Annotated in this window: 24 protein-coding genes; 9 read left to right on the forward strand and 15 right to left on the reverse strand. The window is 64.5% G+C overall.

Annotation, left to right across the window (positions count from 1 at the left end; all coding sequences use genetic code 11):
* Positions 1-13: 13 nt before the first annotated feature.
* The 6 genes from IVB26_RS37465 to IVB26_RS37490 form a co-directional block, all read right to left on the reverse strand.
* Complete coding sequence (locus IVB26_RS37465) at positions 14-1,105, reverse strand: SMP-30/gluconolactonase/LRE family protein (RefSeq protein WP_247969867.1); 1,092 nt, start codon at positions 1,103-1,105, stop codon at positions 14-16.
* Between the two features lie 75 nt (positions 1,106-1,180).
* Positions 1,181-1,900 (reverse strand): ribonuclease activity regulator RraA, encoded by a 720-nt coding sequence (locus IVB26_RS37470; RefSeq protein ID WP_247969868.1) that lies wholly within the window; start codon positions 1,898-1,900, stop codon positions 1,181-1,183.
* 131 nt (positions 1,901-2,031) lie between these two features.
* Positions 2,032-3,771 (reverse strand): L-arabinonate dehydratase, encoded by a 1,740-nt coding sequence (gene araD, locus IVB26_RS37475; RefSeq protein ID WP_247969869.1) that lies wholly within the window; start codon positions 3,769-3,771, stop codon positions 2,032-2,034.
* Entirely contained in the window at positions 3,768-4,628 is an 861-nt protein-coding gene (locus tag IVB26_RS37480; protein ID WP_247969870.1) for an ABC transporter permease, read from the reverse strand. The genes araD and IVB26_RS37480 overlap by 4 nt, the downstream gene beginning before the upstream one ends.
* Positions 4,629-4,638: 10 nt before the next feature.
* A complete protein-coding gene (locus tag IVB26_RS37485) occupies positions 4,639-5,400 on the reverse strand; it encodes an ABC transporter ATP-binding protein (protein ID WP_247969871.1) in 762 nt (253 codons plus the stop codon).
* Positions 5,400-6,419, reverse strand: a complete 1,020-nt coding sequence (locus IVB26_RS37490; protein ID WP_247969872.1) for an ABC transporter substrate-binding protein — start codon at positions 6,417-6,419, stop codon at positions 5,400-5,402. The genes IVB26_RS37485 and IVB26_RS37490 overlap by 1 nt, the downstream gene beginning before the upstream one ends.
* A gap of 94 nt (positions 6,420-6,513) precedes the next feature.
* On the opposite strand from IVB26_RS37490, the gene IVB26_RS37495 reads away from it, so the two are divergent.
* The 3 genes from IVB26_RS37495 (at position 6,514) to IVB26_RS37505 (ending at position 11,412) form a co-directional block, all read left to right on the forward strand.
* Positions 6,514-7,230, forward strand: coding sequence for a GntR family transcriptional regulator (locus tag IVB26_RS37495; protein WP_247969873.1), 717 nt, complete (start codon positions 6,514-6,516; stop codon positions 7,228-7,230).
* A 191-nt stretch (positions 7,231-7,421) separates the two neighbouring features.
* Positions 7,422-7,841 carry a response regulator gene (locus IVB26_RS37500; RefSeq protein WP_063198352.1) on the forward strand — a complete coding sequence of 140 codons (420 nt, stop codon included), beginning with the start codon at positions 7,422-7,424 and terminating at the stop codon, positions 7,839-7,841.
* Entirely contained in the window at positions 7,819-11,412 is a 3,594-nt protein-coding gene (locus tag IVB26_RS37505; RefSeq protein WP_247969874.1) for a PAS domain S-box protein, read from the forward strand. The genes IVB26_RS37500 and IVB26_RS37505 overlap by 23 nt, the downstream gene beginning before the upstream one ends.
* Positions 11,413-11,575: 163 nt before the next feature.
* On the opposite strand, the gene IVB26_RS37510 is transcribed toward IVB26_RS37505, so the two are convergent.
* The gene (locus tag IVB26_RS37510; protein WP_246931233.1) at positions 11,576-12,211 is read right to left on the reverse strand and encodes a response regulator transcription factor; all 636 of its coding nucleotides are present in this window, start codon (positions 12,209-12,211) and stop codon (positions 11,576-11,578) included.
* A gap of 150 nt (positions 12,212-12,361) precedes the next feature.
* Between IVB26_RS37510 and IVB26_RS37515 the strand changes: the two genes are divergently transcribed.
* A complete protein-coding gene (locus IVB26_RS37515) occupies positions 12,362-12,703 on the forward strand; it encodes a hypothetical protein (RefSeq protein WP_247969875.1) in 342 nt (113 codons plus the stop codon).
* Positions 12,704-12,757: 54 nt separating this feature from the next.
* Here IVB26_RS37515 and IVB26_RS37520 read toward each other — a convergent pair whose 3' ends face one another.
* The 7 genes from IVB26_RS37520 to IVB26_RS37550 all read right to left on the reverse strand — a co-directional run bounded on the left by IVB26_RS37520 (position 12,758) and on the right by IVB26_RS37550 (position 19,220).
* Complete coding sequence (locus IVB26_RS37520) at positions 12,758-13,261, reverse strand: response regulator (protein WP_247969876.1); 504 nt, start codon at positions 13,259-13,261, stop codon at positions 12,758-12,760.
* A gap of 138 nt (positions 13,262-13,399) precedes the next feature.
* Positions 13,400-13,717, reverse strand: a complete 318-nt coding sequence (locus IVB26_RS37525) for a hypothetical protein (RefSeq protein ID WP_018321617.1) — start codon at positions 13,715-13,717, stop codon at positions 13,400-13,402.
* Positions 13,718-13,719: 2 nt separating this feature from the next.
* Positions 13,720-14,598: a CheR family methyltransferase gene (locus IVB26_RS37530; protein WP_247969877.1), complete on the reverse strand. Its 879-nt coding sequence runs from the start codon at positions 14,596-14,598 to the stop codon at positions 13,720-13,722.
* Between the two features lie 60 nt (positions 14,599-14,658).
* Positions 14,659-15,045 carry a response regulator gene (locus IVB26_RS37535; RefSeq protein WP_028143851.1) on the reverse strand — a complete coding sequence of 129 codons (387 nt, stop codon included), beginning with the start codon at positions 15,043-15,045 and terminating at the stop codon, positions 14,659-14,661.
* A gap of 33 nt (positions 15,046-15,078) precedes the next feature.
* Positions 15,079-15,555, reverse strand: coding sequence for a chemotaxis protein CheW (locus tag IVB26_RS37540; protein ID WP_179739766.1), 477 nt, complete (start codon positions 15,553-15,555; stop codon positions 15,079-15,081).
* Positions 15,556-15,582: 27 nt separating this feature from the next.
* Entirely contained in the window at positions 15,583-18,390 is a 2,808-nt protein-coding gene (locus tag IVB26_RS37545) for a hybrid sensor histidine kinase/response regulator (protein ID WP_247969878.1), read from the reverse strand.
* Positions 18,391-18,806: 416 nt separating this feature from the next.
* Complete coding sequence (locus tag IVB26_RS37550; protein ID WP_247973370.1) at positions 18,807-19,220, reverse strand: response regulator; 414 nt, start codon at positions 19,218-19,220, stop codon at positions 18,807-18,809.
* Positions 19,221-19,821: 601 nt separating this feature from the next.
* Between IVB26_RS37550 and IVB26_RS37555 the strand changes: the two genes are divergently transcribed.
* The 4 genes from IVB26_RS37555 (at position 19,822) to IVB26_RS37570 (ending at position 22,187) form a co-directional block, all read left to right on the forward strand.
* Positions 19,822-20,421, forward strand: a complete 600-nt coding sequence (locus tag IVB26_RS37555; RefSeq protein ID WP_247969879.1) for a Crp/Fnr family transcriptional regulator — start codon at positions 19,822-19,824, stop codon at positions 20,419-20,421.
* A gap of 197 nt (positions 20,422-20,618) precedes the next feature.
* Positions 20,619-21,317, forward strand: a complete 699-nt coding sequence (locus IVB26_RS37560; protein WP_247973371.1) for a Crp/Fnr family transcriptional regulator — start codon at positions 20,619-20,621, stop codon at positions 21,315-21,317.
* A 147-nt stretch (positions 21,318-21,464) separates the two neighbouring features.
* Positions 21,465-21,839 (forward strand): Hpt domain-containing protein, encoded by a 375-nt coding sequence (locus IVB26_RS37565; RefSeq protein ID WP_247969880.1) that lies wholly within the window; start codon positions 21,465-21,467, stop codon positions 21,837-21,839.
* 99 nt (positions 21,840-21,938) lie between these two features.
* Complete coding sequence (locus IVB26_RS37570; RefSeq protein ID WP_246928461.1) at positions 21,939-22,187, forward strand: hypothetical protein; 249 nt, start codon at positions 21,939-21,941, stop codon at positions 22,185-22,187.
* A gap of 74 nt (positions 22,188-22,261) precedes the next feature.
* Here the strand turns inward: IVB26_RS37570 and IVB26_RS37575 are convergent, their stop codons facing one another.
* Entirely contained in the window at positions 22,262-22,885 is a 624-nt protein-coding gene (locus IVB26_RS37575; RefSeq protein WP_247969881.1) for a helix-turn-helix domain-containing protein, read from the reverse strand.
* 337 nt (positions 22,886-23,222) lie between these two features.
* On the opposite strand from IVB26_RS37575, the gene IVB26_RS37580 reads away from it, so the two are divergent.
* The gene (locus IVB26_RS37580) at positions 23,223-24,386 is read left to right on the forward strand and encodes a hypothetical protein (RefSeq protein WP_247969882.1); all 1,164 of its coding nucleotides are present in this window, start codon (positions 23,223-23,225) and stop codon (positions 24,384-24,386) included.
* Positions 24,387-24,625 lie beyond the last annotated feature (239 nt).

Below are 24,625 nucleotides of genomic sequence, written 5' to 3' on the forward strand. Positions count from 1 at the left end.
TGTGGCGACTACCTCACACCGCCCCGTGCGCTTCCACATACAGCGCATAGACCGAATGGCTGCTCGCCATGTAAAGGCGGTTGTTCTTGGGGCCGCCGAAGCAGAGATTGGCGCAGCGCTCGGGCAGCTTGATGAAGGCGAGCGGCTTGCCGTCCGCGCTGAACACCATCACGCCGTCGAGATCTTCGGACCTGGCCTTGAGCTGAAACACCTTGCGGCCGCCGATATCGGTGGGCTCGGATTGCAGCGCGCCGTTGGAGCCCCAGCCGCACCAGAGATTGCCGTCGCGGTCGACGCGGACACCGTCGAGCGATCCCTGGTCGGCGGCGTCGATCAGCTTGGTCTTGCCGCTGAGCGCGCCATCGTCGCTGACATTGTAGCTCCAGATGCTGCGGTTCGGCGTGCCCTTCCATTCGACGATGTAGAGCTTCTTCTCGTCGGGCGAGAAGGCAAGACCGTTGGGATTGACGAGGTCAGTGAGGACCGCGCTAATCTTGCCGTCCTTGGCGATGCGGTAGACGTTGGTGGTGGCCTGCTCGGCCTTTTCCTTCTTGCCTTCCCACTCGCCATTGATGCCGAACAGCGGATCGGTGAACCAGATGCTGTCGTCGGACTTCACCACGATGTCGTTCGGCGCGTTCAGCCGCTTGCCCTCGAACTTGTCGGCGAGCACGGTGATCTTGCCGTCCTTCTCGGTGCGGGTGATGCGACGGGTGACGGAATGCTCGCAGGTGACGAGGCGGCCCTGGCGATCCCGGGCATTGCCGTTGGCGTAATTGGCATTGGCGCGGAACACGCTGGTCTGCCCGGTCTTCTCGTCGAACTTCATGATCCGGTTGTTGGGAATGTCGGAGAACAGCAGATAGCCGCCTTCGGGGAAATAAGCGGGGCCTTCGGCCCAGCGCATGCCTGAAGCAACCTGCTCGACCGTCGAGGAATAGAGCCGGTACTTTGTGAAACTGGGATCGAGGATCTGGACGGCGGGATCGGGATAGCGCTGGTTCGGCGTGAACGCGAACGATTGCGCGCCGGCGGCGCGGGCGAGAAGCGTGGACGCCATTGCTGCGCCAGCGCCGGTCACGAGGTTCCGTCGCGTGAAATTCATAAAAGTCCTCCCTGCTTGATAAAAGGCCGGCGCTTGCTGCGCCGGCTCACGACTTGATACGGGTTCGTGTCGGCCTTACCGGCCGTTCTTCTTCCGCCATTCGGCAAAGTCGGTCAGCGTCTGCGGATCGGTGGCGGGATAGAGACCGAAGATGCCGCGACCCTTGCCGACTTCCTCGGTGACAAAGTCCTCGAACGCGGTCATCTCGAAGGTTTCGTTGGCGATCTCGTCCGCGAGATGCGCGGGGATCACGATGACGCCGTCGGCATCGCCCAGGATGACGTCGCCGGGAAACACCGGCGCATCACCGCAGCCGATCGGGACGTTGATCTCGATGGCCTGATGCAGCGTGAGATTCGTCGGCGCCGAGGGGCGATGATGATAGGCGGGGATGCCGAGCTTGGCGATCTCGGCGGAATCGCGAAAGCCGCCGTCGGTGACGACGCCGGCGACGCCGCGCTTCATCAACCGCGTCACCAGGATCGCGCCGGCCGAGGCCGCACGCGCGTCCTTGCGGCTGTCCATCACCAGCACCGCGCCCGGCGGGCAATCCTCGACCGCCTTGCGCTGCGGATGCGAGCGATCTTTGAAGACCTCGATCGTGTTGAGATCCTCGCGCGCCGGCATGTAGCGCAGCGTGAAGGCTTCACCGACCATGGCCGGCTGGTCCGCGCCGAGGGGATGCACATCCTGGATCATCTGGACGCGCAGGCCGCGCTTGAACAAAGCGGTGGCGACGGTAGCCGTGGAGACGGATTTGAGCTTGGTGCGGGTGGCTTCGGAAAGTTTGGACATCTCATGCTCTCTCTGGTCGTCATTCCGGGGCGCGCCACTTGGCGCGAGCCCGGAATCCATCAGGCCGCAGTCTGTGCCGCTTGATGGATTCCGGGCTCATCGCTTCGCGATGCCCCGGAATGACAGGGTCATCAGTAAATCGAAGGCTCGCCGATCGGCGCGCCGAAATCGGTCTCGAGGAAGTCGAAGTCGCAGCCGTCATTGGCCTGCTTGATGTGTTTTGTGAACATCCAGCCATAGCCGCGCTCGAAGCGGCGCTCGGGCTGCTTCCAGGCGGCGCGGCGCTTTGCGAGCTCGGCTTCGCTCACATCGAGGTTGATGGTGCGGGCGGCGACATCGAGCGTGATGCGATCGCCGTTCTGCACAAGGGCCAGCGGGCCGCCGATGTAGGACTCGGGCGAAACGTGCAGGATGCAGGCCCCATAGCTGGTACCGCTCATGCGCGCGTCCGAGAGGCGCACCATGTCGCGCACGCCCTGCTTCACGAGCTTGGTCGGGATCGGCAGCATGCCCCATTCCGGCATGCCCGGTCCGCCCTGCGGCCCCGCATTGCGCAAGATGAGAATGTGATCCTCGGTGACGTCGAGGTTGGGATCGTCGACCGCCTTCTTCATCGAGGGATAATCGTCGAACACCAGCGCCGGACCGGTGTGCTTGAGGAAGCGCGGCGCGCAGGCGGAGGGCTTGATAACGCAGCCGTCGGGCGCGAGATTGCCCTTGAGCACGGCCAGCGCGCCTTCCTTGTAGATGGGATTGTCGATGGAGCGGATCACGTCGGCATTGTGGACCTCGGCGCCCTCGATGTTCTCGCCCATCGTCTTGCCGGTGACGGTGATGCAATCGAGATGCAGATGCGGCTTGATCTGGCCCATCAGCGCCGGCAGGCCGCCGGCATAGAAGAAGTCCTCCATCAGATAGGCATCGCCGCTGGGACGGACGTTGGCGATCACGGGCACCTTGCGGCTCGCGATCTCGAAATCGTCGAGCCCGATGTCCTGGCCGGCGCGGCGGGCCTGCGCGATCAGGTGAATGATCGCGTTGGTCGAGCAGCCCATGGCCATGGCCACCGCGATGGCGTTCTCGAAGGCTTTCCGGGTCTGGATCGTCTTCGGCGTCAAATCTTCCCACACCATCTCGACGATGCGGCGGCCGCATTCGGAGGCCATGCGGATGTGGTTGGCGTCGGCCGCGGGAATCGAGGAGGCGCCCGGCAGCGTCATGCCGATCGCTTCCGCGATCGCGGTCATGGTCGAAGCCGTGCCCATGGTCATGCAGGTGCCGTAGCTACGGGCGATGCCGGCTTCGATATCAAGCCAGTCCTTGTCGGAGATCTTTCCAGCGCGCCGCTCGTCCCAGTACTTCCAGCCGTCCGAGCCGGAGCCGAGCGTCTTGCCCTTCCAGTTGCCACGCAGCATCGGGCCTGCCGGCAGATAGATCGCCGGGATGTTCATCGAGGTCGCGCCCAAGAGCAGCGCCGGCGTAGTCTTGTCGCAGCCGCCCATCAGCACCACGCCGTCGACGGGATGACTGCGCAGCAATTCCTCGGCGTCCATCGCCAGCAGATTGCGATAGAGCATGGTGGTGGGCTTGAGCAGCGATTCCGACAGCGACAGCGCCGGCAGTTCGATCGGAAAGCCGCCGGCCATCAGGATGCCGCGCTTGACGTCGTCGACGCGCGACTTGAAGTGCATGTGGCAGGGCTGCGCATCCGACCATGTGTTCAGGATCGCGATGATCGGACGGTCCTTCCACTCCTCCGGCGCGTAGCCCATCTGCATGGTACGGGAGCGGTGGCCGAACGAGCGCAGATCGTCCGGCGCAAACCAGCGCGCGCTGCGGAGCTGGTCGGGCGTGATTTTCTTCTTGGTCATGATTGGGTGCCCCATTTCTGCACGGTGTTCCGCTCGATGGCGCGGAAGATCAGGTTCTCGACAAAGAGCCCGATGATGATCACCGTCAAGAGGCCTGCGAAGACCGCAGGTATGTCGAGCAGGTTGCGGTTCTCGAAGATAAACCAGCCAAGCCCGCCCTGGCCCGAGGACACGCCGAACACCAGCTCGGCCGCGATCAGCGTGCGCCAGGCAAAGGCCCAGCCAATCTTGAGGCCGGTGAGGATGGAGCCGAAGGCTGCGGGGATTAATATTTTGGCCACGTAAGGCAAGCCGCGCAGGCCGTAATTGCGGCCGACCATGCGCAGCGTGTTGGACACGCTCTTGAAGCCGGAGTGGGTGTTGAGCGCGACCGGCCACAGCACCGAATGGATCAGCACGAACACGAGACTGCCATTGCCGAGGCCAAACCAGATCAGCGCGAGCGGCAGCAGCGCGATCGCCGGCAACGGGTTGAACATCGCCGTCACGGTCTCGAGGAAGTCGGTGCCGATGCGGGTCGAGATGGCGAGAATGGTGAAGATCGCGGCCAGCGCGATGCCGGCCGAATAGCCCATGAACAGCACCTTCAGCGACGTCCAGGCGCGCATGGGAATGGTGCCGTCCCTGACGCGATCGAACAGCGTGATCGCGGTGTCGTGCAGCGTCGGGAATAGCAGCGGATTGTCGAGGGCGACGCCGTAGGCCTCCCAGATCGCCGCCAGGAACAGAATGATGACGGACTTGCGGACGAAGCCGTCGTTCCAGAGCAGCTCAACCACGCTCAGCTTGCGCTCGACCTCGCCAGCACCTGAAACGGCGGCCGGCTCGGCCCGCAGCAATATCTTGGCTTCGCCCATCAGAGGCTCCTCAATGCGCGGTCAGTTCTTGCGCGAACAGGAGATCATGAATCTCCTTCTCGAGCCGGCCGGCGCTGCCGTCTTCGTTCGAGACCTTGTCGACGTCGACCACCTCGGCCTTGACGCGCCCGGGATGCGGCGACAGCAGCAGGATGCGGTTGCCGATGCGGATCGCTTCCGCGATCGAATGGGTCACGAACAGCACGGTGAATTTGGTCTCGCTCCAGAGCTGGAGCAGCTCGTCCTGGCAGGTCCGGCGCGTCAGCGCATCGAGCGCGGCGAACGGCTCGTCCATCAGCAGGATATCAGGCTCCATCGCCATGCCGCGCGCGATCGCGACGCGCTGCTTCATGCCGCCCGACAGCGTGTGCGGATAGGCGTCGACGACGCGGGTCAGGCCGACCTTCTCGATATAGGCCCGCGCCTTCGCTTCCGCGTCCTTGCGCGACAGCTTTCGCGCGGTCAGCAGCGGAAACATCACGTTGGCGAGCACGCTCTTCCAGGGCAGGAGCTGATCGAACTCCTGGAAGATCATCATGCGATCGGCGCCGGGGCCGTGGATCTCACGGCCGCCGATCGTCATGCGGCCCTCGCTCGGGCTCATGTAGCCGCCGACGGCCTTGAGCAGGGTCGACTTGCCGCAGCCGGAGGGACCGAGCAGCACGAAGCGGTCGGACTTGTCGACGGTGAAGCTCACCCTCTCCGTGGCGGTGACGACGGCGCTGGAGGTCTTGTAGCGCAGCGTCACTCCACTAACGTCGAGCAGCGCCATCAGTTGCCCTTCAGATCGTGGGCGACGGGCAGATAATAATCGGTCCACGCCTTGGGCTGGTTCTTCAGCGTGCCGGTCTTGAACAGATGTGCCGCGAACTTCATCGTGCCCTGCGGCTCGAGATTCCACTCCATCATGCCGGGCTCCTTGAGGAGATCGAGCAGCTCCTCCACCGAGGTCTTGTCGCCGGTGATCTCCTTGTAGATCTCAACCGCCTGCTTGGTGTCGCTGCGGATCAGGTCCTGCGCTTCCTTGGTCGCGTCGCGCACGGCCTGGATGATCTTTGGATTGGCGTCGGCGAACTTCGTCGTGGTGAAGAACTGGGCCTGGCTGAGCGGTCCGCCCATCACGTCGGGCGATGACAGCACGATATGCGCGCCCGGCACGTTCTTCAGCTCCAGGAAGGTGAAGGGCGGGATCGAGAAGTGGTTGTGCACCTCGTGCTTGGGGTTGGACAGCGCCGCATAGGCGTCGGGATGGCCAAGCTGCACGGTGTTGGCATCGAGCTTCGACCATTGGTCAGCGCCGAACGCCTCGGCAGCTGCGATCTGGAGCACGATCGCCTGGGTCGAGACTTTCACGGTCGGCACCGCGATCTTGTCGGAGGGGCCGAAGTCCTTGATCGACTTGATATTGGCGTCGCGGCTGATCAGCGTCATCGGCTGCGCCGAGGTCGCGACGATGCCCTTCACGCCGCCGCGGGTGCGATCCCACAGCAGAAGGAGGTTGCCGGTGCCGGTGTTGAGGATGTCGACGCCGCCCGCGAGCAGCGCATCGGTCTGCGCGCCGCCGCCGGAGAATGTGATCCATTTGGTGGTGACGCCGGCGACGCCGAGGGAAGCTGCATGCTTCTCGATCAGCTTCAGCTTCTCCATGATGTGGCTCGGCATGTAGAAAATGCCGGGCTGGCGCGACAGCGCGACCTCGGATTTCTGCTGGGCGTGCGCGGCATTTGCCGCCAGGACGGCTGCGGCGATCAAGACGGCAGCCGCAAGCTTGCTGCGAAGATGCGTGATCATTGTTGTGTGTTTCCTCCGGTCATCGTCGAGCTGCGTTGACGCTACTGATGCACTAATATATTAGTGCATCAAAGGCAAGCCCGCAGGACCCGCGATGGAATCACCCCACCCCGCGCCGCGCGCGGCAGCACGACCGGCCGCCCGGCTCGACCGCGGCCGCCAAGCCGCACCGCAGGTGTTCGAGCGGTTGCGCAACGCAATCATCGCCCTCGAACTGCCGCCCGGCGCCCCGCTGTCACGCGCGGAACTTGCCGGCCAGTTTGGCGTCAGCTCGACCCCGGTGCGCGATGCGCTGATGCGGCTCGAGGAAGAAGGCCTGGTGGACGTGTTCCCGCAGCATGCCACCGTGGTCAGCCGCATCGACGTCGATCGCGCGCAACAGGCGCATTTCCTGCGCCAGGCGCTGGAGCTGGAGATCGTCCGCCTGCTCGCAACGGGTCCTGCGGCGTCCCTGATCGTGCGCCTGGACCATACCATTGCGTTGCAACAGCAATTCGCCAGGGCTGGAGACTTCGAGGCCTTCATGGCCGCCGACAACGATTTTCACGCCCAGCTCTACATAGCTGCGGGCAAGCAGGATCTGTGGGCGCTGGTGCGCAGCCGCAGCGGACACAGCGACCGGCTGCGCCGGCTGCACCTGCCCTCCCCCGGCAAGGCCCAGAACATCGTGCGCCACCACAAGCTGATCACGCGTGCGATCGAGGCCGCAGACCCCGACGCTGCGCAACAGCACCTGCGCCAGCATCTGTCAGGCACGTTGAGCGAGCTCGACAGGATCCGGAGCAACTATCCGGAATATCTGACGGATTAGGCGGCCGGCGTGACGACCCCCTATGCACGCAACTGTGCATAGGCATGGCTTCCGGATTTCGGCTTACGCGAGCATTCACCGGACATTCGCGAAGTGCTTGCAGGCTGGACGGAATCCGCGCAACAATTTCATCTTTGATGGATTTGATTTGCGGCCGGTGGAATCTCCATCCGGCCCGGAGGAATTCAGACGTGGCCAACATCCTGATCGTGGATGACGACCCGGCCGTGCAAATCACGATCCGGCTGCTCCTGGAGAGGGCCGGTCATCACGTCACCGTCGCCGGCGATGGCCGCAAGGGACTTGCGCTGTTCGAGGCGGGCCGGTTCGATCTACTGTTTCTCGACATCTTCATGCCTGGCATGGACGGGCTGGAGACGATGCGTCACATCCGGGCGCTGGTCCCGGCCATTCCGATCATCGTCATTTCCGGCCGCTCGATCACGCCGGACGCCTATGCAGAGCCTGATTTCCTGAAGATGGCGACCAAGCTCGGCGCCGTGGCAAGCCTGCAAAAGCCATTCAGACCCGGGGCACTGCTCGCCGCGGTCGACGGCTGCCTGAAGGCGGGCGAGCCGGAGGGGTCCGATGTCAGCTCCGGCCACCGATAATGAGGGCTCCGCCGCTTCAGGCCAGATCGGCCGCGATCGTCCGGGACGTCCTGCGAGCATCCCCCTGACGCTCGCGACGCGGCTGGCCATCGCAATGATCTTGCTGGTGGCGGTCACTGTGGCCGCGGTCGGTTGGCTGGGCTTTCGCAACACCACGCAAGCGGTGATTCCGCGCGTGCTGGAGCGGGTCGAGGCCCAGTCGCGCCTGCTGGCGACCAACCTCGAAACCTACGTCGCCGGCGTGCGCGGCGATCTGATCGGCTATCGCGCCGCCGCAGCCATCAACGGCCTGATCCGCGCTCAGGCCGGGGGCGGAATCGACCCTTCTGACGGTGTCTCGGAGCAAACCTGGCGCGAGCGTATCGCCACGCGGCTCGCGGCCGAGGTCGAGGCCAAGCCCATCTACGGGCAATTCCGGATCATCGGTGTCGATAACGACCAGCGTGAGCTGGTTCGCGTCGATCGCTCCGGACCGAACGGAGCAGCACGGATCGCCCCAGACGACGAACTGGAGCGCAAGAGCGACCGGGCCTACTTTCAGGAAACGATACGGCTCGGGCCCGGCGAGATCTATGTGTCGCCAATTGATCTCGCGACTCGCCAGGGCGGCACGACGGCTCTTCGCGCTCCGACTCTGCGGGCAGCCACGCCGCTGTTCGCTCAGGACGGCAAGCCGTTCGGCATCATTGTCGCCAATATCGACATGCGTCCGGCTCTCGAGCGGGTCCGCGCGACGGTGACTTCGGGGGGAGAGATCTACGTCGTGAATTCGCGCGGCGATTATCTCGTCCATCCCGACCGTGCGCGGGAATTCGGCGCGCTGCATGACCGCCCCAACGACTGGCGCAAGGACTTTCCATACTTTGGAGCCTTGGCCGGCACGCTGGAAGGATCCACGCGGCTCCTGACCGATGGATCGGGCCGGCCGAGCGGCGCGGCGATCGCGCCTGCGCTGCTCGCGGGCAAGGAATGGGTCGCAATCATCGAAACGATTCCCGCGCCCGTGTTCGGCCTGGTGCCGGCAGCAATCCAGAAGACGTCTCTGCTGGTCGGCACACTGGCGGTGCTCGCCGCCGGCTCACTCGCGGTGCTCCTGGCGCGCTCATTGACACGCCCGATCGGGCGCTTGACTGCGGCGGTGCAGGCCATCGGCAGCGGACGGCCTGCGGACATCCCCGTCGATGCCAGCGGCGAGACGGGCGTGTTGGCACGGGCCTTTGCGCAGATGGTTGAGGAAACCCGGGTGAAGACAGCAGCGCTCGAACGCGAGATCGAGGAACATCGCCGCACCGAGGCCGCGCGAAGCCATCATGAAGAGCGCGAGCGCTTGTTCAGCGCCGCGGTGGAGTCCTCCGACGATGCGATCGTGATGCAGACGCTCGATGCAGTCATCACGGGCTGGAATCCGGCTGCCGAGCGATTGTACGGGTATTCGGCGGACGAGGCGATCGGCAAGTCCACCGCGATCATCGTACCCGCCGACCGCCGCGGGCAGGGCAAGGACATTTTGCAGCGGATCGCCCGGGGCGAGCCGATCGAACGCTTCGAGACAGTGCGCCTGCGCAAGGACAGCACACACGTCGAGATCTCGCTCAGCCTCTCACCGATCAAAGGACCTTCGGGCGAGATCGTCGGCGTCTCCGGGACCGCGCACAGCCTCACCGAGGCGCGGCGGGCCGAGCGGCAGCTCCAGCGGCAACTCGAGGAGCGCCGGCAGATCTTCGACACCTCGCAGGATCTCATCATGATCATGGATGCGCGGGGCCATGTCGCGCAGATCAGTCCGAGCAGCGAGACCATTCTCGGCTACCGGCCGGACGAGATGATCGGCCGCAGCGGCGCCGACTTCGTTCATCCGGACTATCTGGCGCAATCGCGCGAGGCCATGCGCGCGCTACGGCGCGGCGAACGCCCCAAGCTCGGCGACACCCGCTGCTTCCACAAGAACGGACACGAGGTCTGGCTGTCCTGGCTCGGCAGCTGGTCCGAAAAGGCGCATCGCTTCTACTTTGCCGGGCGCGACATGACGGAAGCGCGGCACGCGCAGGAATCGCTGCGCGAGAGCGAGCGGCTCGCCCGCAACATCGTCGAGACCTCGCTCGACGCCTTTATCCAGACCGACGAGACCGGCAGCATCCTGAGCTGGAACTCGCAGGCCGAACAGCTCTTCGGCTGGCGCCGCGACGAGGTGCTCGGCAAGAGCACGATTGACCTCATCGTCGCCGAGAGCGAACGCGAGAGGGTCAGGGCGGGCCTGAAGCAGTTCCTGGAGAGCGAGGACGGCAGATCACTGAATCGCCGCCGCGAACTCGTGTGCCGCCGCCGCGACGGCAAGGAATTCAAGGCCGAGCTGAGCGTCACCGCGCTGAAGCGCCGCGAAGGCCTGCTGTTCAACGTCTTCTACCGCGACCTCACCGACAAGATCGCCGCCGACGAGCGCATCCGCCATGCCGAGAAGATGGAGGCGGTCGGCCAGCTCACCGGCGGCGTGGCGCACGATTTCAACAACATCCTCACCGTCATCACCGGGACGATCGAGATCCTCGCGGAGGCCGTCGAGAAGGAGCCGCAACTTGCGGCCATCACCAAGATGATCGACGAGGCCGCCGCGCGCGGCGCCGACCTGACCCAGCACCTGCTCGCTTTCGCGCGCAAGCAGCCGCTCCAGCCGCGCGAGATCGACATCAACTCGCTGGTCGTCGACACCGCGAAACTGTTGCGGCCGACGCTGGGCGAGCAGATCCTGATCGAATCCGTGTTCGAAGACGAGATTTGCGTTGCGATCGTCGATCCCAACCAGCTCACCACCGCGATCCTCAACCTCGCGCTCAACGCCCGCGACGCCATGCCCGGTGGCGGCAAGCTGATCGTGGAGACCGGCGCCGCCTATCTCGACGAGGCCTATGCCAGCGTCAACGACGTCCGCCCCGGCCATTATGTACTGATTGCCGTGAGCGACACCGGCGCCGGAATTCCCGCGAGCATGCTGCCCAGGGTGTTCGACCCCTTCTTCACCTCGAAGGGACCGGGCAAGGGCACGGGTCTCGGACTTTCGATGGTCTACGGCTTCATCAAGCAGTCCGCCGGCCACATCAAGATCTACAGCGAGGAAGGCCACGGCACCACGATCAAGATGTACCTGCCGCCCGGCAAGACGCCGACGGCGGCCGGTGAGGGCGTGACGCCGGCGACGATCGAGGGCGGCCACGAGACGATCCTGGTGGTCGAGGACGACAGGCTGGTGCGCGACTATGTGCTGGCGCAGCTGCATTCGCTGGGTTACGTCACCTTGCAGGCCGCAAACGCCGCGGAGGCGCTCGCGATCGTCGCCGCCGGAAAGCCGTTCGACCTCCTGTTTACCGACGTCATCATGCCCGGCAAGATGAACGGACGGCAGCTCGCCGACGAGCTCCAGAAGACGCGCCCCGATCTCAGGGTGGTCTACACATCGGGCTATACCGAGAATGCGATCATCCATCACGGCCGGCTGGATTCCGGCGTTCTGCTGCTGGCGAAGCCCTATCGCAAGTCGGATCTGGCGCGGATCATCCGCAAGGCGCTGAGCGCTTGAGGCGCAATCTCGTGTCCCGGACGCACTTCGGCGCGTAAGCGCTGCTGTGCAGAGCCGGGACCCAGAAGCTTGACCGGTGAGATTGGAAAGATGGGCCCCGGCTCTGCAGCGCATCACTGCGTGACGCGCTGCGTCCGGGGCACGAGAGGAGAGCCCAGTCGCCCTACGACGCGCGCTGGGCCGCGGTCATCACGATACGGATCAGATCGGCGGCATTGCGCGCACCGAGCTTCTTCATGATGTTGGCGCGGTGATCCTCGATGGTGCGCGGGCTGATGCCGAGCGTGCGGCCGGCTTCCTTGTTCGACGCGCCTGCCGCGAACTGCTCGAGCACCTCGCGCTCCCTGCGCGTCAGCGGTTCGCGCCCGGGGAAATGCAGCGAGCCGAATTTCGGCGAGGCGTTCTCCGCCTGCCTGCGCGCATAGGCGCCGATCGCCTCGTCGAGCCGGCCGACAATCTCGCTGCCCCGGAACGGCTTCTCGATGAAGTCGAGCGCGCCGCTCTTGATCGCGCCCACCGCCATCGCGATGTCGCCCTGTCCGGAGATCATGAAGATCGGCGCCGGATAATCCTCGCCCTGCAGCTCCTTCAGAATGTCGAGGCCCGACTTGCCGGGAATGTTCACGTCCAGCAGGATCGCAGCCGGTGTCCGGTTTCGCGCGACGGAGAGCAGCGCTGCGCCGTCCGCAAAACAGATCACCTCATAGCCCGCCGCCTTCAACACCATCGACAGAGTGTCGCGAACGGCAGGGTCGTCGTCGACGACGAAGATTTCACCGCGAGAGCTTTGTTCGGCCATGTGCCACATCCGGTTGGCATGAAGGACTCGCGTGCGCGCCAACCGTTTATGGCGTTCGGCGCGGATTCGGCCCACCCGTATTTGTACGGGACATGGACTTAACGCACAAGTAGCGGCAGGGTGCCTAATTGCGGGGTACGGAGAATATCCATGCTAAATTTCGCTGGCACACCCCCGCTCGTCGCGATGCCCGAAACTGACAGCCGTCAGTTGATCGCTGCCGAACTTCGCGCTCTGATCACACGGATCGAGAGCAGCATGCGCCTGATCGACGCAGCCATGATGGAAACTGGCATGTTGGAAACAGGCTTGCTTGAAACAGGCTTGCTGGAAACAGGCTTGGCGCAGGGCGATCCGGCGGGTTCCGCCGACATTTTCGTGCTCGACGACGTCACGCCGCGCTATGCGACGGCGAACGCCGCCCTCAATGCCTGCCGGGCGGGCCTTGGCCACGCCCTGCAATGTCTGTCGGAATCCGGTAGCCCGGCATAGCGCGCGATCAACACGGTCCAGCAGCCGCATGCCATCGCATGGCAGCTCCGCGGCCTAGGCGCGGTGCCGTTCCACGATCGCGTCGGTGGCGACACCACCCCAGGTGTGCATCGCCGGAAGGCCCATCGCGGTCTTGCCGAGATTGGCGAGGCTGATGCGCAAGGCCGCGAGGTCGAGCGGCTTCGGCAGGCTCTGGAGCTCGATCCCGACGGACCGGGCGAAGCTGCGGGCGGCGCTGCGGCGCTTGCCGTCCATGCCGCTGATGACGATCACGGCGCCGCCGAACTTCGCCGCCGCCATCTCGCGCAGCACGTCGATGCCGTCGCCATCCTCCAGCACGAGATCGAGCGTCACACAATCGAAGCGGGCCGCACGGAGCTTCTCGATCGCGTCCGCCACCGACGGCGCCACGGTGACTTCGTGGCCGGCCTGCTTGGCGGCGACCGTGATCAGGCTGCGCTGCGTGGCGTCGTCGTCGACCACCAGGAGCTGAAGCGCACGCCGTTCGGCGCCATCGGGCAGGTTTGACGAGATGGGGGAAAGAGAACTTCTGGGCATTTCCGTATCCTGAGATTGAGGCCGTCGATGGATACACGGCTCGCGCTTAAGCGACGTAAAGCGGCCAAGGCAAATTCGCTCGGATGTTTCAGCAAATATAAAGCAACCTGGCGGACAGCGCCGCGGCTGCCACGCCGATCAGGCCGCTTCGTCACGGCCGCCGGCCGCGCCGCGCTTCTTCCTGTTCTTGCCGCGCAGGAACTGGATGTCCATTTCGGCGCCGTTGACGCGAACCAGCTCGCAGCGACGGTAGGCGAGGCCCGTTGACGACAACAGCAGGAAGAACTCTTTCAGGTTCAAGCCTTGGATCGAGCCTTCCACCGTCAGGATGGCGTCGGTGTCGGAGATCGCGTTGAGCTTGCAGTCGCGGCGCCAGGTGCCGTCGATGGCCATGATGCAGACGTCATAGCCGCGGCTGAACGTCACGCGTTCCGTGCCCTTGCCATCCTCGGCCATGTCTAGCGTCCTGCCATCACCGCCATGCGCGGTGCGGCGCCGGCGAGAGCCGGCTTGGCGGCCGCGGCACGCGGGTCGTTCGGCTTGTAGAGGCCGCGCCGCTCCGGAATAGGCTTGAACGTATCGGTCAGACCGACCACGGTTTCGGCCGCGCCCAGCACCAGGAAGCCGTCGGGCTCGATCTGGCGCGCCAGACGGTTGAAGATGTTGATCTTAGTATCCTGGTCGAAATAGATCAGCACGTTGCGGCAGAAGATGACGTCGAAGGTGCCGAGCTGGGAAAAATCGTGCAGCAGGTTGAGCTGCCGGTGCTGGATCATCGCCCGCAGCTCGGGATTGATCTGCCAGGTCTCGCCGATCTGCTTGAAATATTTCATCAGCATCTGGATCGGCAGGCCGCGCTGCACCTCGAACTGGCTGTAGATGCCGGCCTTGGCCTTCTCCAGCACCTCCTGCGACAGATCGGTCGCGATGATCTCGACACGCCAGCCGGTCAGGGCCGCACCCATCTCCTTCAGGCTCATCGCCAGCGAATAGGGCTCCTGCCCGGTCGAGCCGGCGGCGCACCAGATGCGCACGCTCCGGCGCGCCGCGCGCGCCTTGATGACCTCGGGCATGATGGTGTCGCGGAAATGATCGAACGGGACCTTGTCGCGGAAGAAGAACGTCTCGTTGGTGGTCATGGCTTCGACCACGTCGGTGATCAGCGTACGCGAGCCACCTTGCAGCTTCTGCACGAGTTCGGCGATACCGGAGAGCCCGGCCTTGCGGGCGAGCGGCAGCAGGCGGCTTTCGATCAGATATTGCTTGTCTGCGGACAGGTCGAGCCCGGAATTGTCCTTCAGGAATTTGCGCAGATACTCATACTCGGTCGGGGTCACGGATGGCCTCTTCGAAGCTGTACTGGAACACTCTGGCCAAAGCACTTCGGCCAGACACACTCAGACCATGGCTTGTCCGACCGGGATCAAACCAACCTCTGCGAATTTGTCGGCGATGATGTCCTTGTCGAAGGGCTTCATGATGTACTCATTGGCGCCGCCGCTGAGCGCCTGGGCGATATGAGCCACGTTGTTCTCGGTGGTGCAGAACACCACCTTGGGCTGGTCGCCGCCGGGCAGGCGGCGCATGTGGCCCATGAATTCGAAGCCGTCCATCACCGGCATGTTCCAGTCGAGCAGCACCGCATCGGGCAGCTGCCGCTGGCAAATCTCGAGCGCCTTCGAACCGTCCTCGGCCTCGGTGACTTGGAATTCCAGGCCTTCCAGGATCCGGCGTGCGATCTTGCGTACGACGCTGGAATCATCGACCACCAAACACGTTTTCATTTTGGTTCTCCGGCTTCGATGTTTTTCGTTGGCTCACGCAGCCATTTGCACTTTGGTTTCGAGCTCGAGGACGCGATCGACGTCGAGGACGACCATGAGCTGTCCTTCGAGGCGGTGGACGCCGCCGGCGAGCTTGGCCATGCGGGGGTCGAGGTTGACGGGGTTCTCTTCCATGCCGGCTTCGGGCAGGCGCAGTACCTCGCCGATCTGGTCGATCAGCAGGCCATAGGATTCGCCGCGCAGGTCGACGCCGACCGCCATCGGCACCTTGCCGTCCTCAGGCTGCGGCAGGCCAAGGCGGGCGCGCATGTCGACCACGGTGACGATGCGGCCGCGCAGGTTCAACACGCCCGCGATCTCGCGCGAGGATAGCGGCACGCGGGTGACACGCTCGGGCATGAACACGTCCTGGACGCGGGAGATCGGCAGGCCGAACAGCTGGCCGCCGATCATCGCGGTGACGTATTCGACCATGGCGCCTTCGCTGGACTGGGTCTTCTTGCTGGTCATAGGTATCTCCTGATCCCTGTCCTGCTCTTAGGCCGCTGCCCGGCTCAGCTCGGAGGCGCCGGCGGCGCCCGCGGTCTGCTCCTTCAGCGCCGCGATCAGACCGGGACGGTCGAACTTGGCGACGTAGTCGTGGAAGCCGGCCTGACGGCCGCGCTCGATCGCCGCCGGCGACACCAGGGCGGAGAGGCCGATGATCGGCATCGAGCCCAGATTGTTGTCGGAGCGGATCACCTCGGCGAACTCGAACCCGTTCATGTCGGGCATCTCGATGTCGGTCAGGACCACGTCGAAGCTCTGGGCGCGGAGCGCAGCGAGGCCCTCCTGCGCGGTCGGCGCGGTGCGGACGCGGTAGCCGGCCGCCTTGAGCACCGGGGCCAGCATATTGCGGAAGAACGCGCTGTCGTCGACCAGCAGCACCGACTGCGAGTGCAGCGACGGCTTCATCTCCTTGCGGGTGAACCAGTCGGCGAATGCCATCGGCAGGAAGTGGCCGACGTCGATCACCTCGGTGGCCTGGCCCTTGATCACGGCCGAGCCCAGAATGCCCTGGCTGGAGCCGCCGACCTCGATGTTGAGCCGTTCCTCGACGATGTCGATGATCTCGTCGACGACGAGGCCCATGGAGCGGCCGTCGTCGGCGAACACCAGGATCGGCTGGGCGCCCTGGCTGGCGATGGTGACGCCTTCCATGGCGACGAGCGGCATCAGCTGCTCGCGGTACTGCACCATGTAGCGGCCGTTCGAGAACTCGATCTTGTCGGCGGGCAGCTCTTCGAGGCGCGTGACCAGCCCGAGCGGGACCGCCTTGGGCTGGGACGAGCCGGCGCGGAACACCAGCAGCGAAGTGGTCTGCTCGCCCGAGCCGATGTGATGGGCGCCGTTCTCGTCGCCCATGTCATGGGCCGAGGAACCGGCGGCGCCGAGCGCCTTGGCAATGCCGTTGGGGTCGATGATCATGATGACCGCGCCATCGCCCAGGATGGTGTTGCCGGAGAACATGTCGATGTGACGGAGCTTGGTCGACATCGGCTTGACCACGATTTCTTCGGTGTGGAACACGCCGTCGACGACGATGCCGAAGGTCTGGCTGCCGACTTGCGTGACCACGATAAAACCGTTCTCGGGATCGGAGGCCGCGCCGTCGTCGATCTTGAGCAGCTTCTTGAGGTGGATCAGCGGCAGCAGCTTGTTGCGCAGACGAAGCACCGCGGTGTCCTTGATGCGCTCGATGCGGTGCTCGGAGTTGGCGCGGGCACGCACCAGCTCGACCACCGAGAGCTGCGGGATCGCGAAGCGGTCACCGGCGGCTTCCACGATCAGCGCGGAGACGATGGCCAGGGTCAGCGGGATCTTGATGGTGACCGAAGATCCTTCGCCGGCCACGCTCTTGATGTCGATGGTGCCGCCGATCTGGTCGATATTGGTGCGGACCACGTCCATGCCGACGCCGCGGCCGGAGATCGAGGTGATGGCGGCCGCGGTCGAGAAGCCCGGCGCGAAGATGAACTTGTGGATCTGGGCTTCGCTCATCTTCTCGAGCTCGGCCTCGGTGACGAGACCTGAGGAGATCGCCTTGGCCTTGATCTTCTCGGTGTTGAGGCCGCGGCCGTTGTCGGCGATGCAGATGATGATGTGGCCGCCCTCGTGATAGGCGGAGAGGCGAATGGTGCCCTGCTCGCCCTTGCCGCTGGCAAGACGCTCGGCGGGGGTCTCCAGGCCATGATCGGCGGAGTTGCGCACCATGTGGGTGAGCGGGTCCTTGATCAGATCGAGCACCTGGCGGTCGAGCTCGGTGTCGGCGCCGTGCATCTCCAATTCGATCTGCTTGCCGAGTTCGCTGGAGAGATCGCGGACGATGCGGGGCAGCTTCTGCCAGGCATTGCCGATCGGCTGCATGCGCGTCTTCATGACGCCTTCCTGCAGCTCGGCGGTGACGTTGGACAGGCGCTGCAACGGCACCTTGAACTCGGTGTCCTCGTTGCGGCGGGAGATCTCCAGGAGCTGGTTGCGGGTCAGCACCAGCTCGGAGACCATGGTCATCAAATGCTCCAGCGTATCCACGTTGACGCGGATCGACTGGTTGGCGATGCGGTCGCCTTCGCCGACAGCCTCGTCGGCCATCGACTTCTTGACCGCGGGCTTCTCCTTGGCGGGTTTTGCGGCTTCCTTGGCAGCGGGCGCCGGGGCTTCAGCCGCCGCCGCGGGCTCGGCTTTAGCAACAGGCGCAGGCACCGGCGCTTCGATCGCGGTCTCGCGGAAGGCGCGCTCGAGCTCGTCGAGCGAGACTTCGCCCGGACGCAGCGGACGCTCCAGGGTCTGGTCGATCAGCGAGCCGGTTGTCATGTTTGCCGGCGCAGGCGCGGCAGCTACCGGTGCTTCCGGCACCAGCGGCGGGGCGTCAGCGACGGGAGCAGCGGCGCCGGCCGCGATCGGCTGCGCCGAGCCTGACATGGCCGCCATGCCCTGCTCGACCATCGCTTCCAGCTTGTCGATGAGGTCGCGGTCGTTACCCTCCGGCTCGGCTTCGGTCGCTTCGAGACCTGCGAGGATTTCCTTGATGCGGTCGATCGAGGACAGGATCACCGTCACCGCCTGCCCGGTCACCGGCATGCCGTCACGGAATTTGCCCATCAGCGTCTCGCCGGCATGTGCCAGCGCTTCCAGCCGCGGCAGGCCGAGGAAGCCGCAGGTGCCCTTGATGGTGTGGACCAGGCGGAAGATGTTATCCAGGATCTTGGCGTTGTTCGGCTCCTGCTCGAACTTCACCAGCTGGTTGTCCACGGTATCCAGGCTCTCGCTGGTCTCCGTCAAGAACTCCCGCAACAGATCATCCATGAGCTACGCCTTACTGAGCTGGACTTCGACGCCTGGGCCGCACTTGGAATCGACGGAAGCCCTCTTTCGATCGTTAGACATCCCCTTTCACGGTCCCGTTAATTTCATCCTCCGTGCTAATACGGATATTGAAGAGAAGTTTGCCGTTCGGCTGCGCGCGAGGGCCCTTTTCGGCAAAACCGCCATGGCGCGCGGCGGCGAGACGCGTGAGGGCAACGCGCCGATAGCGGCGCGGCGGGACGCACGAGAAAGTCCTGCTCGTGAAGGACGATAGGCACGGTCTGCGCAGGATCGAACGAAGCCGTCCGCAATCGAGAGCGCCCTCGCGGCCGTCGTTTCGCGCTCGCCGAGATCGGCAAAGTTCGCGCTTTCGGTAAACGAACCGTTACCCCGTGACCGCTGCGGCGCGCGCGGCGCTAACCCAGTCGCGCGGCCGACGCAATGTCGCGGTGCTCCGCCAGGCAATCATTGATGGCGGCGAGCAGCGCGTGCGGCGTGAACGGCTTGCGCAGGCAGCGTGCGGCCCCGAGCTCCAGCGCCATCCGGAGGAAATCGGGCGCCGGCGAATCCAGATTGGCAAAGGCGTAACCCGACATCGCGATCAGCGGAATGACAGGCGCCCGCTCGTGGAAGATCCGGATCGACTCGAACCCGCGCATGTGCGGCATGAAGATGTCGATGATCATCAGATCGAACTGTTCGTGTTCGAGGGCCCGCAGTCCGGCTTCACCGCCCTCAGCGATCGTGACCCGAAAATTGTTGCGCTGGAGATAGATCTCGATGGCCATGCACACCATCGGATCGTCGTCGACAACGAGAATATGGCGCACGCCGTCTCGTCCCATTTGAGCGTCCCGTTTCGGCAATTCAATCATGGAGCCGTGGCGCACGCCTTTCTCCTCTGGTTTCGATCGAGAAATGGATTGGTTGCTAAGGGCGTTGGCGGCGCCGGGAAAACGAAGACGATGGATGCAAAATCTGCGGCCAGATGGCGCCATGATCGGGAGCGGTGTCGGATAAGCACTCGTCCGATGCAGGAGAATGCGCGGGCCGACCGGCGCCCGATCGCAGCCCGGATGCAATGCTTCCGGCTCATGAAAGCCCCTTGCCGCTTTTTCCTGCGCTCCTAACAGGACGGACGCGCAGGCGCCGAAGCGAATCAGCGCGTCACCCTTATTTCCGCCGCAGATGCCCCAGGCTGTCTGCCCTCTAATGGGTATATGGACATCTCCACAACCGTTACAATATGTTTTTCCGCCGCGCAACTGGATGACGAACGCGCGCGGCACCCATCGGACTATCGACGCGCCAGATGACCTGCATGACCGCGAGCGGCCACCCGCCCAATCAGGCGCTGCAAATGCTCGATGCGGCAGATTTTAATCTGCTGCGCCTCATCTCGCGACAGCGGGAATGGTCAGGGGAGCTGACTTGGGCGAGGCGGGCCTCGCGCTGAAATATGTCTACTTTCCACACAGCGGTTCCGTTTCGATCACGGTGGGCCTGTCCGACGGACAGATGATCGAGGTGGCGATGCTGGGCCGTGATGGCGTCGTGGGCGGCGGCGCAGCGCTGGCCGATGGCATCATGCCGGCAGACGCTGTCGTGCTGTTTCCCGGCACGGCTTGTGTGCTTGAAATCGCGGCTTTCCGGGCAGTCGCAGCCGCAAGCGCGCCGTTTCGCAGCCTGATGGTCCGCCATGAGCAGGCCCTGCTCGCTCATGCTCAGCAGTCCCTGCTCTGCAATACGCTGCATTCCGTCGAGGCGCGGCTGGCGCGCTGGTTGTTGCGTGCCCCCGACCTGTCCGACAGCGAGCTCCTCCCGCTGACGCAGGAAGCGCTGGCGCAGATGATGGGCGTACGGCGCAACGCTATTTCGCTCGTCGCACATGCGCTTCAGCGTGCCGGCATCATTCACTACGCACGCGGCCAGATCGAAATCCTCGACTTGCGGGCGCTGGAAGCGACCTCCTGCCGGTGCCATTCGGCGGTGAAGGCCCACCACATCCGCCTGATGGGACCCTTGCGGTGACGAGAAACTCCACGCGCCCGACTGCACGCCGACGTGCACACATGCCGGTGGGACGATCGCCCGATGTGCCACCGTCGGACATCTTGTCCCAATTGCCAATATATCCCGACGGGAAGATGATGGAACTTGCTCGCCCAGGGAGCGGTTTCACCTGCCGCGCCCGCTGGTGGAGGAGAGGGGAGGCAGCTTTGGAAACGATGGTGCGCCCATCCAACGGTTTCCTGTCCGCACTGCCGGCGGACGATTTTGAATTGATCCGCCCGCACCTGCGAACAGTTGACCTGCCCCATGACTACGTCCTGGTCGAGACCGGCGAGACGCTCAAGCGCGCTTATTTTCCTCACCGCGGCGTCATCTCGCTGGTGGTCAAACTCGCCAAGGGCGAGCATGTGCAGGTCGCCATGGTCGGCCGCGACAGCCTGCTCGGGGCGCTCTCGACCATGGGCGATGCGTGCGCGTTGAACACCGCCATCGTACTCGTACCGGGCCTTGCGTCGATGATGGATCTCGACCGGCTGCGGATCGCCGCCGACCAAAGCAGCACCCTGCGCACGTTGCTGATGCGTCACGGGCTGGCGGTTTACGCCCAGGTCCAGCAGACCGCGGGCTGCAACGCCGCCCATCCGGTGGAGGCACGGCTGTCGCGCTGCCTGTTGCACACTCATGATCTCTCGGGTGACTACCGGCTGCTGCTGACCCAGGAGGCCATGGCACAGATGATCGGGGCGCGGCGCAACAGCGTGTCGCTGGTCGCCAATACATTGCAGCAGGCCAATTTCATCCATTACAGCCGCGGGCACATCCAGATCGTCAACCTCGACGGCCTGCGCCAGACGGCGTGCGAATGCTACGCCACCGTGAAGGCCCAGTACGACCGGCTGCTCGGCCCACGCTGACCGCGGCTCGGATGGTAAACCGCCGGCTAATGCCGGTCTGCAAACACCTCATGTCCTGCTACCGGAACTGAAATGCGAATGCCGTAGACACGGGGGGCCCTCGCGCCGGGACGTGCCGCGCGACAATGACCCGTGATCAAGGCCACCATGTTTGAAGTCACCGTCGCGCCCGCACAGAAGGCGCTCGATGCCGAACCCGCGCGCGAGCCGCGCGCATACGAAGCGCTGGTGCGCGAGATCGGCGAGGACGGTGCCTGTGAAGTGCGCGAGGTGTTCTGGAGCGAGACCTGCGCGCGCCTGCAACTGTTCCGCACGCTCTCGCTCGCTCAGCACCATGGCAGGATCGCACGCGAAGCGCATTCGCTGAAGAGCGCGGCCGGGACGTTCGGCTATGTCAGGCTCGCGGCGCTGGCATTGACGCTGGAGAGGTCGGCAGAGAGGCTCGGCGATGCCGAATTCCGCGATCTTCTGGACCGGATGGATGCCGCCTATGTCGCCGCGCGCGCACAGGAGCCGCGCTAATCACTCGGGCGTGCATTCCCGCCGTACTTCTACGGTTGGTGATTTTTAGAGATGGCTAATCATAGGTGGTGATAGTCGCGGGAAACCAGGAGGGTTTCCATGTTCACCTACGAGACCGCGGACCAGAAGGAGGTTCGCCGCTTCCGCATCGCACAGTTCAACGGCCGGATGGCGACGGTGAGGGCTGGCGAGTCGACGGTGACCGGCTTCGTGCGTTCGGTGCTGGAGCAGGAATCGAGCATGCCTCCCCGCTGGACCATCACCATCATCCCGAACGGGCCGAAGGAAGAGATCAAGCCGCTGCGTCCCGCCTCGCGCGCGCGTCCCTTCGCCGAAGACTATTTCTGAGCGCGATCGGGTTCTCGATAGATATTTTCCGGCCTTTGTCCGCACCGCCTGGCCGGCGATGCAACACGCCAGCCTCAATCGATCGAATGCAGCAGCGCCGCACGGACGAGATCCGCGGTGTTGCGCGCACCGAGCTTGCGCATCGCCTCGGCACGATGGCTCTCGAACGTGCGCGGACTGATCTGCATCCGAAGCGCACCCTGCTTGTTCGAGTATCCCTCGCTGATCAGCCTCAGCACCTCGCGCTCGCGCTTGGTCAGCCGCTTCTGGCCCGACAGGCCGAGAAGTTCGGCGCTCGGCACGCGCTGTGCTTGCTGGGCGCGGACGGCCTTTGATTCTGCGTCCTCGGCACTGGACGGGATCGACAAGCCACCCTTGTGAGGACCCGCAAGCTGCTTGACCAGGCCGCAAACCCGCTCGGTCTGTGCCAGCGCGTTCTCGACCACCCGCTGCAAATAGGCACGGTCGCCGGTGACAGGCGCGAACTGATCGCTGTGATGCTTGATCTCGCCCATGTAGAGCAGCAGCGCAGTCAGGGGGCCATTAAGCTCGCGGGCAATGGCAGCGGCCATTTCGTCGGCCGCCTTGGCCCGGGCGGCGCTCAGGCGGACGAATTCGAGCTCATCAGTTGGAGCAGCGCTGCTTTCGTACCATTCCGACGGCCGCGAATCGGTGGCCGTATCATTCTGTGACCCCATGTCACTCATGTAGCGGAACCCGGGGCGGTCTGTGGTTAACTTTTTGCTCCGTAAGACTACGGTGATTTCGGCGGTTTTGCGCTAAAATGGCGACGTCGGCACAATTTGTGCTTGCGGCGCGCGGCGCTCGATCTCGCAAGGGTTGAGTTCCTGCTCAGGTCTTGGGCAAACGGGTCGAAAACTCCTTAACCACCGCTTTCGCCCGAGGCCGCCCCCCCCCCCGGCTTTTACGGAATAATTAACGGCGACTTGCTTCTCTTAGGAGGTTGAGAGCGCGCAAATGCCTCCACGCATTGGCCCGCACGCCCGCGGGACACGCTGCGAAAGATTGCGTGCCATGGACGAGATCGATCGGCTGTCGGAATTCCTGCAGAGGCTGACGCCGCTGTCGCGCAGCTGTCTGCTCAGTGAGCTGGAGCGGCTCGAGCTGTGCGGCATCGACATGCCGGGCTCGGCCGACGTCCAGTCCCGCTTGCGCGCCGAGTTTCGCAAGGACGGATCGACCCAGGCGCGCGCCACCAGCCCGTCGCGCTATTTCTTCGCGCCGCTCGAGCTGCTCCTGATCGATGGCGCGCCCGAGCATGCCAATATGGGGCGGATCTCGCGCAACACCCTCACCCCGATCTGGGAGTGGATCTGCCGCGACCTGCTGCCGACCATGGCACGCGACTACATCAAGGCGATCAGCGACCAGGTTGCCGCCAACAATCCGAAGGAAGTCTCGAAGATCGCAGCGACCTTCCAGACCAAGGTCGTCAAGGTGCTCGAGAGCACCTTCGCTTCGGCTGAGAGCACCGAATTCGCGCGGGCCAAGCTCGCGCAGTATACGGCGTCGCGCAGCGCCTTCGACGACGTCAGGAAGATGCAGCATGTGCTGCGCGCCGGCGATGCGCTGCCGAAATTCGATGAAAAACTGCCTGCAAAAATCGCGAGATTCGACGACGGCCAGGTTGCAAAGATCACCGCGCAGCTCGACGCCTTCAAGAAGGCTCATCCCGAGGCACTGCCCTTCGCGCTGACGCTGGTGGCGAGGCGCCTTGCGACGTCATGGCAATTGGTGAGCCTCGCCACCAAGGCCGCCGCGAGCAAGAGCCCCGCCGACGTCGCCGCCGCGCCCTATGCCTGCGTCGTTCCCATGGTGCTCGACCGGCTCGACGACAAGCGCCTCGCGCTTCGCATCGCGCTCCGGCACAACCGGGTGCTGGTCGCCCGCGACCTGCTCACCGAGATCTATGACACCGAATATGCCCTCAAGGTGCGCATCGACGGCATCGAAAACAGCGAATGGGGAACCCGGCTCCAGCAATTGATGGATGCGATCGCGGCGCTGGTGTCCGCCGAGGTGAGTCGCTTCCCTTCCAATGTCGGCCACATCCTCGGCTCTCGCCGGCTGCGCAGCCACGACACGCTCGGCGGCAAGCTGACTTATCTGGCCTGGAAGGGACGCGACGCGATGCAGGACGGCGCGGCCGCGTTCCGCAAATTGATCGGGCAGACCTGATATCGCGCGGCGCGCTTCAATGCGCGCGCGGCAGGCACAGGAAGCGATCGAGAAATCGCCCTGACATCACGATCCTGAACCACCAATACATCAAACGCCGCGTCGTCATTGTCGCAATCCTCGACAGCCCACCACCGGCTGAGCCGAGCAATAGCGCAAGTGCAGCAACCCACGTGTGATGCGCTTCACATTCCGGCCGCGGGCCTGGCCGCGTTGTCGCAGAACTGTCGCGAGCGAAA

Source organism: Bradyrhizobium sp. 195 (assembly GCF_023101665.1).
Taxonomy (GTDB): Bacteria; Pseudomonadota; Alphaproteobacteria; order Rhizobiales; family Xanthobacteraceae; genus Bradyrhizobium.